This window comes from Variovorax sp. Soil_C_12, assembly GCF_057657375.1.
Map to the genome: position 1 here is coordinate 141,690 of NZ_JBDGIO010000004.1, position 15,203 is coordinate 156,892.

Genomic DNA, 15,203 nt, shown 5'->3' on the forward strand with positions numbered 1-15,203 from the left:
ATGCGCGCACAGCAGCTCATCGACACGCTGAAGCTGGCGCCCCATCCCGAGGGCGGCTGGTACCGCGAGCTGTTCCGCTCCGAGGCGCAGGTGTCGCCGGACGATGGCCGGCCGGTGCGCCAGGCGCTCACGACCATCTATTTCCTGCTGCAGGCCGGCCAGTATTCACGCTGGCACCGGGTGCTCTCCGACGAAGTCTGGGTTTACCTCGAAGGTGCCCCGCTCTCGCTCTGGACCAGCGATGCTGCGCTGCGCACGCCGCCTGCACATATCCGGCTGGGACCGGTCGACGTGCATGGCACGCATCCGCAGCACACCGTGACAGCTGGTCGCTGGCAGGCAGCGAAACCGCTGCTGACGCCCGACAGCGCCGACTACACGCTGGTGCATTGCACCGTCGGCCCCGGCTTTGACTTCAATGATTTCGCCTTCATGCAGCCTGACGGCGAAGAAGCGGCGCTGCTGCGCCACCACTGGCCTGCGCTGGTCGAGCTGATCTGATCTGACCGGGCCTCAGCCCCGGCGCGCCTTGACCGCCTGCGACAGCAGCTCCAGCACGTGCGTCGAATCGTCCCAGCCCAGGCAGGCATCGGTGATGCTCTTGCCGTATTCGAGGTTGGCGACGCTGTCCTTGCCGGCGCTGAATTTCTGGGCACCGGCAGTGAGGTGGCTCTCGACCATCAAGCCGAAGATGCTGCGGCTGCCGTGCGCGATCTGAGCGGCGATGTCCTTCGCCACGTCGACCTGTTTCTGGTGCTGCTTGCTGCTGTTGGCATGGCTGCAGTCCACCATCAGCGTCGGCGGCAGCTTGGCGGCCTCCAGGTCCTTGCAGGCGGCGGCCACGCTGGCGGCGTCGTAGTTGGGAGCCTTGCCGCCGCGCAGGATCACGTGGCAGTCCTTGTTGCCGTTGGTCTGCACGATGGCGACCTGGCCGTTCTTGTGCACCGAAAGGAAGTGATGGCCGCGCGCGGCCGCCTGGATCGCATCGGTGGCGATGCGGATGTTGCCGTCGGTGCCGTTCTTGAAGCCGATCGGCGCCGACAGGCCCGAGGCCAGCTCGCGATGCACCTGGCTCTCGGTGGTGCGCGCACCAATCGCGCCCCAGGAGATCAGGTCGCCGATGTACTGCGGCGAGATCACGTCGAGGAATTCGCTGCCGGCCGGCAGCCCGAGGCGGTTGATCTCGATCAGCAGCTGGCGCGCGATGCGCAGCCCTTCGTCGATGCGGAAGCTCTCGTCGAGGTAGGGGTCGTTGATCAGCCCCTTCCAGCCCACCGTGGTGCGCGGCTTCTCGAAGTAGACGCGCATCACGATCTCCAGCGTACCGGCGTACTTCTCGCGCTCGGCCTTCAGGCGCCGGGCGTACTCGAGCGCGGCGACCGGGTCGTGGATCGAGCAGGGGCCCATCACCACCAGCAGGCGATCGTCCTTGCCGCTCATGATGTTGTGGATGGCCTGGCGGGTGCCGGTGATGAGCGTCTCGACCGGCGTGCCGCGAATCGGGAAGAAGCGGATCAGATGTTCGGGAGGCGGGAGCACGGTGATGTCCTTGATGCGTTCGTCGTCGGTTCGGCTGGTTTTTTCGACGCTCGCATACCAGTTCTCGGTGGCGGGGAGATTGCTCGTGCTCATGGGTCGTTCCTTCAAGGGATGTGAATCATCGGGGCATAAAAAAACCGCCGGGGCTCGAGGCGCCGGCGGTTTTGGGAGGGGTTCAGTGTGCTTTACGCGCTCGCCTCTCGTCCGCCGGAGTCCGGGAACCAAAAGTACGAAAAGAAAAACGCGACGCGCGAAGACATAGGGGCCGAATGTAGCACAGGAAAACGAGGCAGCCGCTGCGCGAAGGCCTCAGGCCGTGCCGCCGACAGTCAAGCCATCGATACGCAACGTGGGCTGGCCCACGCCGACCGGCACGCTCTGGCCCTCCTTGCCGCAGGTGCCCACGCCCGAATCGAGCGCCATGTCGTTGCCGATCATGGTGACACGCGTCAGCGCATCGGGGCCGTTGCCGACCAGGGTCGCGCCCTTCACGGGGTACTGGATCTTGCCGTTTTCCACCCAGTAGGCCTCGCTGGCCGAGAACACGAACTTGCCGCTGGTGATGTCGACCTGGCCGCCGCCGAAGTTGGTGGCGTAGAGGCCCTTCTTGATGCTGGCCACGATCTCCGCGGGCACCTTGTCGCCGCCCAGCATGTAGGTGTTGGTCATGCGCGGCATCGGCACGTGCGCATAGCTCTCGCGGCGGCCGTTGCCGGTGGGCTTGACCTTCATCAGCCGCGCATTGAGCGAGTCCTGGATGTAGCCCTTGAGGATGCCGTCCTCGATGAGCACGTTGCGCTGGGTGGCGTTGCCCTCGTCGTCGACATTGAGCGAGCCGCGGCGGTCGGCGATGGTGCCATCGTCCAGCACCGTCACGCCCTTGGCGGCCACGCGTTCGCCGATGCGGCCCGAGAAGGCGCTCGACCCCTTGCGGTTGAAGTCGCCCTCCAGCCCGTGGCCGATGGCCTCGTGCAGCAGGATGCCGGGCCAGCCCGGGCCCAGCACCACAGTCATCTCGCCCGCGGGCGCCGGCCGCGAATCGAGGTTGACGAGCGCCTGCTTGACCGCCTGGTCGACGAATTCGGCAATGCGCGCCTCGTCGAAGTAGGCGAGGCCGAAGCGCCCGCCGCCGCCGCCCGAGCCCACCTCGCGCCGTCCGTTCTGCTCCGCGATCACCGTGACCGACAAGCGCACCAGCGGCCGCACGTCGGCGGCCAGGGTGCCGTCGGCGCGCGCCACCAGCACCACGTCGTATTCGCTCGCCAGCCCGGCCATCACCTGGGCGACCCGCGGATCGCGCGAGCGCGCGAGCTTCTCGACCTTGCCCAGCAGCTCGACCTTGGCGGCGCTGTCGAGCGTCGAGATCGGGTCCACACCACCGTAGAGCGTGCGGCTGGTCGCGACCTTGCGCGTCGGCGCCTTGACCCGGCCGTTGCGTCCCGCGGCGGAAATGGTGCGGACGGTGCGCGCCGCATCGAGGAGCGATGCCTCGGAAATGTCGTCCGAATAGGCGAAGGCCGTCTTCTCGCCGCTGACCGCGCGCACGCCCACGCCCTGGTCGATGCTGAAGCTGCCGGTCTTGACGATGCCCTCCTCCAGGCTCCAGCCCTCGCTGCGGGTGTACTGGAAGTAGAGGTCGGCGTCGTCCACCTTGTGGGCGGTGATCTCCGCCAGGGCGCGCAGCAGGTGCGATTCGTCCAGGCCGAAGGGCGTGAGCAGGAGCTGCTGCGCCGTGGCGAGGCGCTCGAGGGTGGGTTCGCGGGAAATCATCGGAGGATTCTAGGCTCGCCCCCCGGATGGCGCTCAGCTTTGCATCAGTCGCTTGGCGCGAGCAATCGACATCAGGATGCCCAGCCCCAGCCCCAGCGTCACCATCGCGGTGCCCCCATAGCTGATGAAGGGCAAGGGCACCCCCACCACCGGCAGGATGCCGCTGACCATGCCCATGTTCACGAAGGCATAGGTGAAGAAGATCATGGTCACCGCACCGGCCAGCAGGCGCGAGAACAGCGTGGGCGCGTCCAGCGCGATCGCCAGGCCGCGGAAGATCAGGAAGATGAAGCCGGCGATCAGCGCCAGATTCCCGGCCAGGCCGAACTCCTCGGAGTAGGCGGCGAAGATGAAGTCGGTGGTGCGCTCGGGAATGAACTCCAGGTGCGTCTGCGTACCCTGCATGAAGCCCTTGCCGCCGACCCCGCCGGAGCCAATGGCGATCATGCCCTGGATGATGTGGAAGCCCTTGCCCAGCGGGTCCTTGGTCGGGTCGAGCAGCGTGCAGATGCGCTGCTTCTGGTAGTCGTGCAGGATTCGCCAGTCGAGGCCGTCGGCGCAGAGCTGCGACTCGAAGCCCACGATCAGCGACACCGCGATCAGCCCGATGATGACGGGCGGCACGATCAGCTTCCACGACAGGCCGGCGAAGAAGATCACCGACAGACCGGCCGCCAGCACCAGCAGTGCGGTGCCCAGGTCGGGCTGCTTCATGATCAGCCCGACCGGCACCGCCAGCAGCACCGTCGCCACCACGTAGTCGAGGGTGCGCAGCTGGCCTTCCCGGCGCTGGAACCACCAGGCCAGCATCAGCGGCATGGCGATCTTCAGGATCTCGCTCGGCTGGATCACCACGCCCACGTTGATCCAGCGCGTCGCGCCCTTCTTCGTGATGCCGAACAGCATCACTGCCACCAGCAGCGACACGCCCAGCACATAGACCGGCACGGCGAAGAACATCAGCCGCTGCGGCGGCACCTGCGCCACCACGAACATGATGAAGCCGGCCAGCAGCATGTTGCGGCCGTGGTCCATGAAGCGCGTGCCGTGGTCGTAGCCCGACGAGTACATGGTCAGCAGCCCGGCGCAGGCCAGCAGCAGCACGGCGAAGGCGAGAAAGCCGTCGAAGCCCTGGAACACGGGCGCGATGCGACGCGCGAGGGACGGCTGGTGGAACACGGCGGCGGACATGGGCGCGGATTATCCGCCCGCGGCCGCAATCCTCCAGCTTCACGGACAATCGCCGAGCATCGGTCCGTCCTCGATTTAAGACAAAGGCATGACTTCCGCGCCCACCACCCACCTGCTGTACCTCCACGGCTTCCGTTCTTCGCCGCAATCGACCAAGGCCCGGCAGGTGGCACAGCGCGTCCGGGAGCGGCATCCGCAGCTGCATTGGTGGTGCCCGCAACTGCCGCCCTCGCCGCACGAAGCGATCGAGCTCGTCATGCGCGGCATCGCGCAGTGGCCGCGCGACACGATGGCGGTGGTCGGCTCCTCGCTGGGCGGCTTCTATGCCACCTACGTCGCCGGCATGACCCGTTGCCGCGCCGTGCTGCTGAACCCGGCCGTCCACCCGGCGCGCGACCTCGCGAAGTACATCGGCGAGCAGACCTCCTGGCACGATCCGGCCGAGCACTTCCATTTCCGGCCCGAGTACATCGACGAGTTGCGCGCCCTCGACGTGGGCCCGCTGGCGCGGCCGGAACGCGTCTTCGCCGTCATCGCCAAGGGCGACGAGCTGCTGGACTGGCGCGAGATGTCGGCCCGCTACCCCCAAAGCCGCATCAAGCTGCTGGAAGGCAGCGACCACGCCCTGTCCGATTTCGAGCGCCACCACCTGGACGAGGTGATGGCCTTCATCGACCCCGCGTGAGCGCCGCCCGGCCGCCCGAAGGCGCTCGCACCACAGCTGAAGGCGAAGGCACTCCAATGCGCCCTGCCCACGCGGCGGCGCATGGGACAATCCGCCCCATGTTTGTTTTGTTCGAAGAAGCCGGCAAGTACCTGGGCGGACGCGTGCTGTCGGAGGCGGAGGCCTCGGCGCAGGTCGAGCTCGATTCCGGCAAGCGGGTCAAGGTCAAGGCCGCCAACATCGTGCTGCGCTTCGAGAAGCCGGCGCCGGCCCAGTTGCTGGACGAGGCGCGCGCCCTCGCCGCCGGCATGGACCTCGACCTGGCCTGGGAATTCGCGCCCGAGGGGGAATTCGCCTTTATCGAGCTGGCCGCGGACTACTTCCAGGCCCAGCCCACGCTGGCCCAGCAGGCCGCCTCGCTGCTGGCGCTGTTCGAGGCACCGCACTACTTCCGCCGCGCCGGCAAGGGCCGCTTCAAGAAGGCGCCGGCCGAGATCGTGCAGCAGGCGCTGGCCGCCATCGAGAAGAAGAAGCAGGTGCAGGCCCAGATCACCGAATGGGCCGCGCAACTCGGCGCCGGCGAGTGCCCGGCGCCGGTGCGCGAGCAGCTCTACAAGATCCTCTTCAAGCCCGACAAGAACGCGCCCGAGTACAAGGCCGTGGTCGAGGCCGCGCGCGCCACGCAGCGCCCGCCCCTCGACTTGCTGCAGCAGGCGGGCGCGATCGACTCGCCCTACCAGTTCCACTGGCGGCGTTTCCTGTTCGAGAATTTCCCCAAGGGCACCGGCTTCCCGGCGCTCAAGGCCCCGCCCATCGCCGACGAACTGCCGCTGGCCGAGGTGCAGGCCTTTTCGGTCGACGATTCGCAAACCACCGAGATCGACGACGCGCTCTCGGTCACCGGCCTTCGCAGCGGCACGGTGCGCGTCGGCATCCACATCGCCGCGCCGGGCCTGGCGCTGGCGCCGGGCGGCCCGATCGACCAGGTCGCGCGCGCGCGCATGTCCACCGTCTACATGCCGGGCCACAAGATCACCATGCTGCCCGACGAGGTGGTCGAGACCTACACCTTGCAGGAAGGGCGCGACTGCCCGGCCGTCTCGCTCTACGCCGACTTCGACGAGGCGACGCTGGCGCTGAAGACCACCGAGACCCGCCTCGAGCGCGTGCCCATCGTCGCCAACCTGCGCCACGACCAGCTCGACGGCTTCATCACGCAGGCCTGGCTCGAGGACGCCACGGTCGACAACGCCGGCACGCCCGAGGTCGCCAAGCGGCTGCGCGAGCCGCTGTCCTTCCTGTTCCGCCTCGCCAAGCAGCTGAAGGCGCAACGCGAAGTGGTGCGCGGCAAGCCCGAGAGCTTCAACCGGCCCGACTACAACTTCCGCCTGCCCGACGCCCAGGGCGAACCCACCGGCGGCGAGCGGGTGCAGATCACGACCCGCCAGCGCGGTGCGCCGCTGGACCTGATCGTGTCGGAGGCGATGATCCTGGCCAACAGCAGCTGGGGCGGCTGGCTCGGCGAGCTCGGCGTGCCCGCGCTCTACCGCAGCCAGGCCAGCCTGGCGCCGGGCATCAAGGTGCGCATGGGGACCCGCGCCCTGCCGCATGCCGGCCTGGGCGTGAAGAGCTATGCCTGGAGCACTTCGCCGCTGCGCCGCTACACCGACCTGGTGAACCAGTGGCAGATCATCGCGGCCGCGCGCCACGGCAAGACCGCCGCGCTGGCGGCGCCCTTCAAGCCGAAGGACGCCGACCTGTTCTCCATCCTCTCGGGCTTCGATGCCGCCTATGCCGCCTACAACGCCCACCAGGGCGGCATGGAGCGCTTCTGGACGCTCAAGTACCTGGAGCAGGAAAACATCACCGAGCTCGAGGCGACGCTGATCAAGGACGTGCCCAACGGCGCCCTCGCGCGCGCCGACACGCTGCCGCTGGTATTCCAGGTCACGGGCACGCAAGGCCTCGCGCGCGGGGCACGTGTGCGCGTCAAGCTCGGCGAGGTCGACGAGATCGCGCTCGACGTGCACGGCACCGTCATCGAGCGCCTCGACACGGCGCCGGCCGAGGCGGCTGTGGAAGACGAAGGCGAGGAAGAGGAAGTCGCCGGGCCGATCGCCATTGCGGTGGACCTGGCCGACAGCGACGAGGCGGCGCCACCGGAGAAGATCCCAGCATGAGCACCGCACGGCCGCCCGAAGGTGCTCGCCCCCTCCTTCAGGAGGGGGTGCGCGAAGTACACGAAGTGACGAGCCTGGGGGAGGTCACCCCGTGAACCTGCGCGACCTGAGCAGCCTGCAAATCGCGCTCGGCATCTCGGTCGCCGCGCATGCCCTGCTGCTCGCGTTCCGCTTTGCCGACCCCGAATCCTTCAACCGGGTCTTCACCGAGACGCCGCTCGAAGTCATCCTGGTCAACGCCAAGACCAACGAGCGGCCCGAGAAGGCCCAGGCCATCGCCCAGAGCTCGCTGGCCGGCGGCGGCGACCTCGAGCGCGGCCGCGCCACCAGCCCGCTGCCGCCCTCCACCTTCACCACCATCGGCGACTCGATGGAAGACGCCCAGCGCCAGGTCGAGGCCATGCAGGCCCAGCAGATGCTGCTGCTGGCGCAGATCAAGCAGCAGCTCGCCGCGATGCCGCGGCCCGATCCGCGCCACCAGGGCAACCCCAGCGAGGCCGCGGCGCGCGAGGAAAGACGCCGCCAGCTGATCGAGATGCTGGCCGAGATCGAGCGCCGGGTGAACGAAGAGAACGCGCGGCCCAAGAAGCGCTACCTCAGCCCGGCCACGCGCGAGGCCACCTACGCCGTCTACGTCGATACGCTGCGCCGCAAGATCGAGGCGCGAGGCACCGAGAACTTCCCCGAGCTCTCGGGCAAGAAGCTCTACGGCGAGCTCACGATGCTGGTGACCGTCAACTTCGACGGCTCGATCCTCGGCACCGAGGTCGTCGAGGGCTCGGGCAACGCGACCCTGGACCGGCGTGCGCAGGCCATCGTGCGCAGCATCGGCAACTTCGGCAAGTTCACCGACGCGATGCGGCGGCAGACCGACCAGATCGTGCTGCCCTCGCGCTTCAAGTTCACCCGCGACGAGACGCTCGAGACGCAGGTTTCCTCGTCGTCGTCCAAACAGTAAGCCGGACGCCATGGACCTCTATTGCGTGATGGGCAATCCGGTCGAGCACAGCCGCTCGCCCTGGATTCATGCGCGCTTCGGCGAGCTCACCGGCCAGGTGCTGGACTACGGCCGCCGCCTGGTGCCGCTGGACGGCTTCGAGGCCGCGGTGGCCGCCTTTCGTGCCGAGACGAGCGGCACGGCGCGCGGCTGCAACGTCACCGTGCCCTTCAAGTTCGAGGCCGCGGCGCTGGCCCAGCACCTGAGCCCACGAGCCATGCTGGCGCGCGCGGTCAACACGCTGCGCTTCGACGAGGACGGCATCCACGGCGACAACACCGACGGCGCCGGCCTCGTCGCCGACATCACGCAGCACGCCGGCGTGCCGCTGGCGGGCAGCGAGCTCCTCTTGCTGGGTGCCGGCGGCGCCGCGGCCGGCGTGCTGGGCCCGCTGCTGGAAGCCGGCCCGCGCCGCGTGGTGGTGGCCAACCGCACGCTGGCCAAGGCCATCGACCTGGTGCGGCGCCATGCGGCGCTGGCGCTGCAGCATGGCATTGCGCTGGAGGCGCACGAACTGCAGTCGGTGCCCGGCGAGTTCGATGTGGTGGTGAACGGCACTGCCTCCAGCCTCGCCGGCGGCGAGGTGCCGGTGGCGGTCCGCGTGCTCAAGCGCGGCGCGCTGGCCGTCGACATGATGTACGGACCGGCCGCCGCGGGCTTCATGCACTGGGCCCGCGAACACGGCGCCATGCCGCGCGACGGACTGGGCATGCTGGTCGAACAGGCGGCCGAATCCTTCGCGCTCTGGCGCGGCGTACGGCCGCCTTCGGGGCAGGTTCTGGCCGAGCTGCGCGCGGTGGTCGACGGCAAGTGAAGGCCATCCTGCGCTGGGTGCTGTGCCTGCTGTTCGCGGCAGTGGCGCTCGAAGTCTTCTTCATCGGCCGCATCGCCGCGATGGCGGTGATCGATCCGCAGTCCACCGCCTTCCAGCGTTCCGAAGCCTGGCAGCTCGCGACCGAGGGGCGCAGCAACGGCGAGCGCGCCTGGAAGCAGGAATGGGTGCCTTATTCGCAGATCGCGGACAGCCTGAAGCGCGCGGTGATCGCGAGCGAGGACAGCGAATTCATCTATCACAACGGCGTCGAGTGGGAGGCCGTCGAGCGCGCGCGCCAGCGCAATGCGAGGGCGGAGCAGATCGCGGCCCGGCGCGCAGCGCAGATGCGCGCGCGCGGCAAGGAGCCGCGCCCGATCCAGTTACGCGGCGGCTCGACCATCACCCAGCAGCTGGCGAAGAACCTGCTGCTGTCGGGCGAGCGCACGCTGCTGCGCAAGGGTCAGGAGCTGCTGCTTTCGGTCGCATTGGAGCTGCTGCTGGACAAGGGGCGCATCCTCGAGATCTACCTCAACAGCGTGGAGTGGGGGGAAGGCATCTTCGGCGCAGAGGCGGCCGCGCAGCACTACTTCAAGAAGCCGGCTTCGCGGCTCGGCGCGCACGAAGCGGCTCGGCTGGCGGTGATGCTGCCGAGCCCGAAGTTCTTCGAGCGGAGGTCCGGGTCGGCCTACCTCGCGGGCCGCACGGCCACGATCGTGGCGCGCATGCCATCGGCCGAGCTGCCCTGATCTGCAGGGGCAGCGCGCGCATCGAAGAGAGAGGGATTTGGAGCGGGAAAAGAGTCTCGAACTCTCGACCTCAACCTTGGCAAGGTTGCGCTCTACCAACTGAGCTATTCCCGCGTTTGAAGGGTCCGAATCATAACGGATTCGCGAGCCCTCTTCGGCCGCCGCAGGAGAAAAACCTGCATGCGCCGCCCGTATCATCGCCGCCATGCTTGCAAAGTTCACGGGGTGGGTGCTGCTGGGCCTGATCCGGCTCCTCACCGGTGCCCAGGCGCGCTGGTGGGGCTGCCCGCCCAAGGCCGAGCAGCGCATCTACTTCGCCAACCACCAGAGCCACCTGGACCTGGTGATGATCTGGGCCGCGCTGCCCGAGGAGCTGCGCAGCATCACGCGGCCGATCGCGGCGCGCGACTACTGGGCCACGACGCCGTTCAAGCGCTGGATCACCACCGAGGTGTTCAATGCGATCTACGTGGAGCGCAGCGGCAGCGCGCCTGCGCCTGTATCTGCGCCGGCCGCGCCCCGCGAGCGCATCGAGCCCGTGTTCGAGGAAGCGATGCCGGTCTTGGCGCCTGAGCCGGTCGACGCCATGCAGGGCGAGCCGCTGCCGGCATCGCCACCGGCCGATGCGCCACCCACGCCACAGCCGGGCAGCGCCGAAGCGCTGCTGCCGCTGCAGCCGCTGATCGAGGCGCTGCAGAGCGGCGACTCGATCATCATCTTTCCCGAGGGCACGCGCGGGAACACCGGCGAGCCGCAGAAATTCAAGTCGGGCCTCTACACGCTGGCGCAGATGTTCCCCGAGGCCGTGCTGGTGCCGGCCTGGATCGACAACGTGCAGCGGGTGATGCCCAAGGGCGAGGTCGTGCCGGTGCCGATCCTCTGCTCGGTCACGTTCGGCGAGCCGATCCGCCTCGAGGAGAGCGAGGAGCGGCGCCCCTTCCTCGACCGCGCGCGCGAGTGCGTCATCGCATTGCGGTATGTGTAGGGCCTGCCACACATGAATCACCCCCGCGTGGGGCCCCAGAGAGGGCCCAATCTAGGCGCCAAGCGCAGCTGGGCTGGTGGCCCAGCGAGCATTGGCAACGACGAGTGGGCCCTCTCTGGGGCCTCACCCGAAGGGCCGGGGCGGCAAGGGGCGCAGGGCGTCGTTGCGGTCCTTGCCCAGGCGGCGGCCAGCCTGGGCTGCGGCCCACGCCTAGCCCTGCGCCCCTTGCCGCCCCGGCGCGGGGGTGATTCATGTGTTGGCAGGCCCTGAATGAACGAATACCTCCGCCAGCTCTCTCCCACGCACCAGGTCGCGGCCCTGTTCTTCATCGTCTTCGGCCTGCTCGTCGTCGTGAGCATCGTGGCCTTCCTGCTGAGCTTTCGCGAGCGCCGCAACCCACGGCACGACGAGCGCTGGCAGCGCGAGCTGGCGCATTTCCGCCGGCTGCTGGGCACCACCTGGTTCATGGCGGTGATCTTCTGGATCGGCTGGGCGCTGGGCGAGACGGTGGCCACCGTGCTGTTCGCGCTGATCTCCTTCTTCACGCTGCGCGAGTTCATCACGCTGTCGCCGACGCGGCGCGGCGACCACCGCAGCCTGATCCTGGCCTTCTTCGTGGTGCTGCCGATCCAGTTCTGGCTGGTGGCGACGGCGCGCTTCGACCTCTTCACCGTGTTCATCCCGGTCTACGTCTTCCTCGCCATCCCGGTGGTGAGCGCGCTGGCCGACGATCCCAGCCATTTCCTCGAACGCAACGCCAAGCTGCAGTGGGGCATCATGGTCTGCGTCTACGGCATGAGCCATGTGCCGGCGCTGCTGCTGCTCACCTTCCCCGGCTACGAGGGCAAGAGCGCCTTTCTCGTGTTCTTCCTGGTCTTCGTCGTGCAGACCTGCGTGCTGGTGCAGCACCTGATTGCGCGACGCAGCACCTTGCCCGGCGAAGAAGCGGCCGCGGAAGACGCCGAAGCATCCGGCGGCCGCCTGAAGCGCGTCGGCGACTGGCTCTTCAGGGACGCGCCTGCCGCGCCGCACGTGAGCCGCAGCTTCAACTGGCGCAGCTGGGCCATCGGCATGGCGATCGCCAGCGTGGTGGGCGCGCTGTTCTCCTTCATCACGCCCTTCCGCTTCAGCCAGGCGCTGGCCGTCTCCCTGCTCGCCTGCGTGGCCGGCTCGATGGGTCACCTGGTGATGAAGGCGCTCAAGCGCGACCGCGGCATTCCCAACTGGGGCCGGCGCGGCGTGGGCGTGACCGGGGCCAACGGCTTGCTGGACCGCGTCGACGCACTGTGCTTCGCGGCCCCGGTGTTCTTCCATTCGGTGCGCTGGTACTTCGGTGCCTGAGGCGCGGCCCGGCATGCGCATCCTCGGCATCGACCCCGGCCTGCAGACCACCGGCTTCGGCCTGGTGGACATGGACGGCCATGCGCTGCGCTACGTCGCCAGCGGCACCATCAGCACCCGCAGCGTGTCGCAGGGCGAGCTGCCGGCGCGGCTCAAGGTGCTTTTCGACGGCATCGGCGAGATCGTGGCCCGTTACAAGCCCGACGCAGCGGCGGTGGAGATCGTGTTCGTGAACGTCAACCCGCAATCCACCCTGCTGCTTGGCCAGGCGCGCGGCGCCTGCCTCGCGGCGCTGGTGACGAACGCCCTGCCCGTCGCCGAGTACACCGCCCTGCAGATGAAGCAGGCCGTCGCCGGCCACGGCCGCGCCGCCAAGGCGCAGGTGCAGGAGATGGTGCGGCGCCTGCTGCAGCTGCCCGGCATGCCCGGCAGCGATGCGGCCGACGCACTGGGCATCGCGATCACCCATGCGCATGTGGGCAGTTCGATGGCGCGGCTCGGGCAGGCGGCGGTGCTGGCGCGCAGCACCAGCGGGATGTATCGGAAGGGGCGGACGCGCTAGAGCGCCCGCTCGGCGATCAGCACCGCAAAGAACCCGAAGGCCGCCAGCAGCGTCCACTTGAGCACGATCCAGCCGAAGCGCTTGTACTTGGGCTGCCCGGTCCCGGCATAGAACGCGAAGGAAACGCCGGCCACCAGCAGAAGCAGCAGGATGGCCCAGCGGAACAGCAGCATCAGGCGTTTGCCTACCAGGCCCGCGCGACTTCGGCGAAGCCGGCCGGTGCCTGCCGCTGATCATCGAAGCTGACGATCTCGTAGGCGTCCTTCTGGGCCAGCAGCTCGCGCAACAGCCTGTTGTTGAGCCCATGGCCCGAGCGGAAGGCGCTGTAGGCCGCGAGCAGCGGGCGCCCGATGACGTACAGGTCGCCCATGGCATCGAGGATCTTGTGCTTGACGAACTCGTCGTCGTAGCGCAGCCCGCCGGCATTGAGCACCTTGGTGTCGTCCATCACGATCGCGTTGTCGAGGCCGCCGCCCAGCGCCAGGCCCTTGGAGCGCATGTACTCGACCTCCTTGGTGAAGCCGAAGGTGCGCGCGCGCGCGATGTCGCGGCTGTAGGAGCCCGAGCCCAGGTCGAACTCGAAGCGCTGGCCGCTGGCGTTGACCACGCGGTGGTCGAAGTCGATCTCGAAGCTCAGCTTGTAGCCGTGGTAGGGCACGAGGCGCGCCCACTTGAGGTCGTGGCCCTCGCCTTCGCGCACCTCGACCGGCCGGGTGACGCGGATGAAGCGGCGCGGCGCATCCTGCAGCACGATGCCCGCGCTCTGCAGCAGAAACACGAAGGACGAGGCGGAACCGTCGAGGATCGGCACCTCGTCGGCCGTGATGTCGATCTGCAGGTTGTCGATGCCCAGGCCCGCGCAGGCCGACATCAGGTGCTCGACGGTCTGCACCTTGGCGCCGTTGGTGGACACGGTGGAGGCCAGCCGCGTGTCGGTCACGGCCTCGGCACGCATGGGGATTTCCACCGGCTCGGGCAGGTCGACCCGGCGGAACACGATGCCGGCATCGATGGGCGCCGGCCGGAGCGTCAGCTCGACGCGCTGGCCGCTGTGCAGCCCCACGCCGACGGCGCGGGTGATGGATTTCAGGGTTCGTTGTTGGAGCACGGCAGCGATTTTAGGAGCGCGAGGCATCCGGCGCGCCGTGCGCCTCGCTATCTCCGCAATAGCCACCATGTCGGGCCGATCAGTCTGCCTGCCTGCGCAGGAAGGCCGGGATCTCGATGTCGTCCATCCCGCCCGTCGACAGCGCGTCCACCTTGGCCGCGGCCATGGTGCGGTTGGTGCGCCAGACGCTGGGCACGGCCATGCCGTCGTAGTTGGGCTGGCTGGGGTGGCCCTGCACGGTGCCGCCGAGCGTCGGCACGCCGAACGGGATGTTGTCGGTGCCGGTGCGGATCACCTCCAGCGTCGGCGCCTGGCGGCGCGCGTCCTGGCGCGACAGGCCGGTGGCGACCACGGTCACGCGCATCTCGTCGCCCAGGCTGTCGTCGTAGGCGGCACCGTAGATCACGTGCGCGTCTTCCGCCGCGAAGGCGCGGATGGTGGTCATGGCCAGCTTCGATTCGCTCAGCTTCAGCGAGTTCTTCGATGCCGTCACCAGCACCAGCACGCCCTTGGCACCCGAGAGGTCGATGCCTTCGAGCAGCGGGCAGGCAACCGCCTGCTCCGCTGCGATGCGCGCGCGGTCGGGGCCCGAGGCCGCGGCGGTGCCCATCATGGCTTTGCCCGGCTCGCCCATCACGGTGCGCACGTCCTCGAAGTCGACGTTCACGCCGCCGTACTCGTTGATGATCTCCGAGATCCCGCCCACGGCGTTCTTCAGCACGTCGTTGGCATGCGCGAAGGCCTCGTCCTGGGTGACGTCCTCGCCCAGCACGTCGAGCAGCTTCTCGTTGAGCACCACGATCAGCGAGTCGACGTTCGCCTCCAGCTCGGTCAGGCCGGCGTCGGCATTGGTCATGCGGCGGCCGCCTTCCCAGTCGAAGGGCTTGGTCACCACACCCACCGTGAGGATGCCCATCTCCTTGGCCACGCGCGCGATCACCGGCGCCGCGCCGGTGCCGGTGCCGCCGCCCATGCCGGCCGTGATGAACAGCATGTGGGCGCCGTTGATCGCGCCGCGGATGTCGTCGACCGCCGCTTCCGCCGCGTCACGGCCCTTCTCGGGCTTGCTTCCGGCGCCCAGGCCGTTGGTGCCGAGCTGGATGGTCTTGTGCGCGTTGCTGCGCTGGAGCGCCTGCGCATCGGTGTTCGCGCAGATGAACTCGACGCCCTGCACGCGACGCTCGATCATGTGCGAGACCGCGTTGCCGCCGCCGCCGCCCACGCCGATCACCTTGATCTGGGTGCCTTGGTTGAACTCTTCGATTTCGATCATTTCGATGGCCATTTCTGACTCCTTGAATTTGCA

15 protein-coding genes and 1 tRNA gene are annotated in these 15,203 nt (G+C 68.6%); 9 read left to right on the plus strand and 7 right to left on the minus strand.

Going from position 1 to position 15,203, the window contains the following annotated elements:
* Entirely contained in the window at positions 1–501 is a 501-nt protein-coding gene (locus tag AC3A6X_RS12955; RefSeq protein ID WP_487842554.1) for a cupin domain-containing protein, read from the plus strand.
* A 12-nt stretch (positions 502–513) separates the two neighbouring features.
* On the opposite strand, the gene AC3A6X_RS12960 is transcribed toward AC3A6X_RS12955, so the two are convergent.
* The 3 genes from AC3A6X_RS12960 to rodA form a co-directional block, all read right to left on the minus strand.
* The gene (locus AC3A6X_RS12960; protein ID WP_487842555.1) at positions 514–1,632 is read right to left on the minus strand and encodes a 3-deoxy-7-phosphoheptulonate synthase; all 1,119 of its coding nucleotides are present in this window, start codon (positions 1,630–1,632) and stop codon (positions 514–516) included.
* 216 nt (positions 1,633–1,848) lie between these two features.
* Complete coding sequence (gene tldD, locus AC3A6X_RS12965) at positions 1,849–3,309, minus strand: metalloprotease TldD (protein ID WP_106554933.1); 1,461 nt, start codon at positions 3,307–3,309, stop codon at positions 1,849–1,851.
* Positions 3,310–3,342: 33 nt separating this feature from the next.
* A complete protein-coding gene (gene rodA / locus AC3A6X_RS12970) occupies positions 3,343–4,500 on the minus strand; it encodes a rod shape-determining protein RodA (RefSeq protein WP_487842556.1) in 1,158 nt (385 codons plus the stop codon).
* An 88-nt stretch (positions 4,501–4,588) separates the two neighbouring features.
* Here rodA and AC3A6X_RS12975 point away from each other — a divergent pair, with 88 nt between their 5' ends.
* From AC3A6X_RS12975 to mtgA, 5 genes are all read left to right on the plus strand, one after another.
* On the plus strand, positions 4,589–5,185 hold the full coding sequence (locus tag AC3A6X_RS12975; RefSeq protein ID WP_487842557.1) for a YqiA/YcfP family alpha/beta fold hydrolase: 597 nt from the start codon (positions 4,589–4,591) through the stop codon (positions 5,183–5,185).
* Between the two features lie 98 nt (positions 5,186–5,283).
* The gene (locus AC3A6X_RS12980; protein WP_487842558.1) at positions 5,284–7,344 is read left to right on the plus strand and encodes a ribonuclease catalytic domain-containing protein; all 2,061 of its coding nucleotides are present in this window, start codon (positions 5,284–5,286) and stop codon (positions 7,342–7,344) included.
* 91 nt (positions 7,345–7,435) lie between these two features.
* Positions 7,436–8,302, plus strand: coding sequence for an energy transducer TonB (locus AC3A6X_RS12985; protein WP_487842559.1), 867 nt, complete (start codon positions 7,436–7,438; stop codon positions 8,300–8,302).
* A 10-nt stretch (positions 8,303–8,312) separates the two neighbouring features.
* Positions 8,313–9,155: a shikimate dehydrogenase gene (aroE, locus tag AC3A6X_RS12990; RefSeq protein ID WP_487842560.1), complete on the plus strand. Its 843-nt coding sequence runs from the start codon at positions 8,313–8,315 to the stop codon at positions 9,153–9,155.
* Positions 9,152–9,901, plus strand: coding sequence for a monofunctional biosynthetic peptidoglycan transglycosylase (mtgA, locus tag AC3A6X_RS12995; protein WP_487842561.1), 750 nt, complete (start codon positions 9,152–9,154; stop codon positions 9,899–9,901). The genes aroE and mtgA overlap by 4 nt, the downstream gene beginning before the upstream one ends.
* Positions 9,902–9,939: 38 nt before the next feature.
* Here the strand turns inward: mtgA and AC3A6X_RS13000 are convergent.
* Positions 9,940–10,015: transfer RNA gene (locus tag AC3A6X_RS13000), tRNA-Gly, on the minus strand.
* Positions 10,016–10,106: 91 nt separating this feature from the next.
* Here AC3A6X_RS13000 and AC3A6X_RS13005 point away from each other — a divergent pair.
* The 3 genes from AC3A6X_RS13005 (at position 10,107) to ruvC (ending at position 12,789) form a co-directional block, all read left to right on the plus strand.
* Positions 10,107–10,886: a lysophospholipid acyltransferase family protein gene (locus AC3A6X_RS13005; protein WP_487842562.1), complete on the plus strand. Its 780-nt coding sequence runs from the start codon at positions 10,107–10,109 to the stop codon at positions 10,884–10,886.
* A 270-nt stretch (positions 10,887–11,156) separates the two neighbouring features.
* Positions 11,157–12,227 carry a phosphatidate cytidylyltransferase gene (locus AC3A6X_RS13010; protein ID WP_487842563.1) on the plus strand — a complete coding sequence of 357 codons (1,071 nt, stop codon included), beginning with the start codon at positions 11,157–11,159 and terminating at the stop codon, positions 12,225–12,227.
* A 13-nt stretch (positions 12,228–12,240) separates the two neighbouring features.
* Positions 12,241–12,789, plus strand: a complete 549-nt coding sequence (gene ruvC, locus AC3A6X_RS13015) for a crossover junction endodeoxyribonuclease RuvC (RefSeq protein WP_487842564.1) — start codon at positions 12,241–12,243, stop codon at positions 12,787–12,789.
* On the opposite strand, the gene AC3A6X_RS13020 is transcribed toward ruvC, so the two are convergent.
* The 3 genes from AC3A6X_RS13020 to ftsZ form a co-directional block, all read right to left on the minus strand.
* Entirely contained in the window at positions 12,786–12,962 is a 177-nt protein-coding gene (locus AC3A6X_RS13020) for a hypothetical protein (RefSeq protein ID WP_436823614.1), read from the minus strand. The two genes, ruvC and AC3A6X_RS13020, sit on opposite strands and share 4 nt — an antisense overlap.
* An 11-nt stretch (positions 12,963–12,973) precedes the next feature.
* Complete coding sequence (gene lpxC / locus AC3A6X_RS13025; RefSeq protein ID WP_487842565.1) at positions 12,974–13,897, minus strand: UDP-3-O-acyl-N-acetylglucosamine deacetylase; 924 nt, start codon at positions 13,895–13,897, stop codon at positions 12,974–12,976.
* 79 nt (positions 13,898–13,976) lie between these two features.
* A complete protein-coding gene (ftsZ, locus tag AC3A6X_RS13030; protein WP_106558530.1) occupies positions 13,977–15,182 on the minus strand; it encodes a cell division protein FtsZ in 1,206 nt (401 codons plus the stop codon).
* Positions 15,183–15,203: the final 21 nt, after the last annotated feature.